This window comes from Streptomyces sp. 150FB (assembly GCF_000818195.1).
Lineage (GTDB): Bacteria > Actinomycetota > Actinomycetes > Streptomycetales > Streptomycetaceae > Streptomyces.
Genome location: NZ_JTHL01000001.1, coordinates 4304037 through 4306071, shown reverse-complemented (window position 1 = coordinate 4306071; position 2035 = coordinate 4304037). Strand labels below are relative to the sequence as shown.

The following is a 2035-nucleotide window of genomic DNA, read 5'->3' as shown; positions in this document are numbered from 1 at the left end:
GCGTCCCGGCCGCAGTCCGAGCCGCCCCGAGGGGCCGCCGGGGGACCCCCGGCGGCGCCCTACGTGGCGCCGGAGGACGACACCGCCGAGGAGGACGACGCGGACCTCGTCGACTCCGCGCTCTCCGGCCCCGACCTGTTCGTCCGCGAACTCGGTGCCACGATCGTGGAGGAGTACAACAACGACTGAGCGAACGACTGAGCGAACGACTGAGCGAACGACCGCGCGAACGACCTGAGCGGCCGCGCGCCCGTGCCGCCCGGCACCCGGCAGCCGTCCCGCCCGAGGGGGCGTCGGATCCCGGGGCGTCCCTCCCCGGCTAGGCTGCCCCCCGTGAAGGTCCTTGTCATCGGCGGCGGCGCCCGCGAACACGCCCTGTGCCGCTCTCTCTCGCTCGACCCCGACGTCACCGCTCTCCACTGCGCGCCCGGCAACGCCGGAATCGCCGAGGTGGCCGAGCTGCACCCCGTCGACGCCATGGACGGTGCCGCCGTGGCCCGGCTCGCCGTCGAACTGGAGGCGGGGCTCGTGGTCGTCGGCCCCGAGGCGCCTCTGGTCGCCGGAGTCGCCGACGCCGTACGGGACGCGGGCATCCCCTGCTTCGGCCCCTCCAAGCAGGCCGCCGAGCTGGAGGGTTCCAAGGCCTTCGCCAAGGACGTGATGGCCGCGGCGAACGTCCCCACGGCCCGTAGCTACGTCTGCACCACGCCGCAGCAGATCGACGACGCCCTCGACGCGTTCGGCGCCCCGTACGTCGTCAAGGACGACGGCCTCGCGGCCGGCAAGGGCGTGGTCGTGACCGGCGATCTCGCCGAGGCCCGCGCGCACGCGCTCGCCTGCGGCCGGGTGGTCATCGAGGAGTTCCTCGACGGCCCCGAGGTCTCGCTCTTCGCGATCACCGACGGACGTACGGTCCTCCCGCTCCAGCCCGCCCAGGACTTCAAGCGCGCCCTCGACGGCGACGAGGGCCCCAACACGGGCGGCATGGGCGCGTACTCCCCGCTCCCGTGGGCCGATCCCAAGCTGGTGGACGAGGTGCTGGAGACCGTTCTGCAGCCGACGGTCGACGAGCTCCGGCGGCGCGGTACGCCCTTCTCCGGGCTGCTGTACGCGGGTCTCGCGATCACCAGCCGCGGCGTGCGGGTCATCGAGTTCAACGCCCGCTTCGGCGACCCCGAGACCCAGGTGGTCCTCGCCCGGCTCAAGACCCCGCTGGCCGGCGTGCTGCTCGGCGCAGCCGAGGGAACGCTCGCCGGGCTGCCCCCGCTGAACTGGCGCGACTCCTCCGCCGTCACGGTGGTCGTCGCCTCCCACAACTACCCGGGCACGCCCCGCACCGGCGACCCGATCCAGGGCCTCGACGAGATCGCGGCGAACGACGCACCCGACGCGTACGTCCTGCACGCCGGTACGCGGCGGGACGGCGACGCGGTCGTGAGCGCCGGCGGACGCGTGCTGTCGGTGACAGCGACCGGTAAGGACCTGACGCAGGCGCGTGAGCGGGCGTACGCCTCGGTGGCCAGGATCCGGCTGGACGGCGGCCAGCACCGTACGGACATCGCCCGCGCGGCTGCGGAGGCCTGACAGCTCGGGCTCAGGGCAGCCGCGGACCGCCACGGGACCGTTCGAACCCCTGTCCGCCCACTCGCCCGCTCGGCCCGCTCTACGCCTCTGACCTGCCGGTTTTCCCTTCGTGCGGAAACCTGCGACGGGTACCCCGCCACGTCAGCACCTTTACCCAAAGCCATTCCATCGAGTGACGGCTAGGCCATCCGGATGACTGCCGCCGAAGCCCCAACTAGGGTGCGGCGCAAGCGTTCCGGCACTTGGCCCAGCGGCATTGCGATGTCAGTGGCGGGTGCCACAGTGGGGGAGTGAGCAACACCGTCGAAGGGGGCAGAGGGGGTGAGGTCCGACCATGTCCGATTCCGCCATGGGTGACGAGATTGGTGCTCAGGGCGCCCGCGTCCGGGCGCTCGCCGTACTGCGCGTACGCAGCAGGGCGGTCGCCGTCGCGCTGCTGCCGGCGGCCGTC

The 2035-nt window shown here is 73.1% G+C and carries 2 protein-coding genes; both read left to right on the top strand.

The features are described 5' to 3' along the window. The coding region (locus QR77_RS46770; protein ID WP_160310934.1) for a hypothetical protein at positions 1-189 on the top strand (189 nt) is incomplete at its 5' end. Between the two features lie 144 nt (positions 190-333). Continuing rightward, entirely contained in the window at positions 334-1584 is a 1251-nt protein-coding gene (gene purD / locus QR77_RS18335; RefSeq protein ID WP_040022982.1) for a phosphoribosylamine--glycine ligase, read from the top strand. Positions 1585-2035 lie beyond the last annotated feature (451 nt).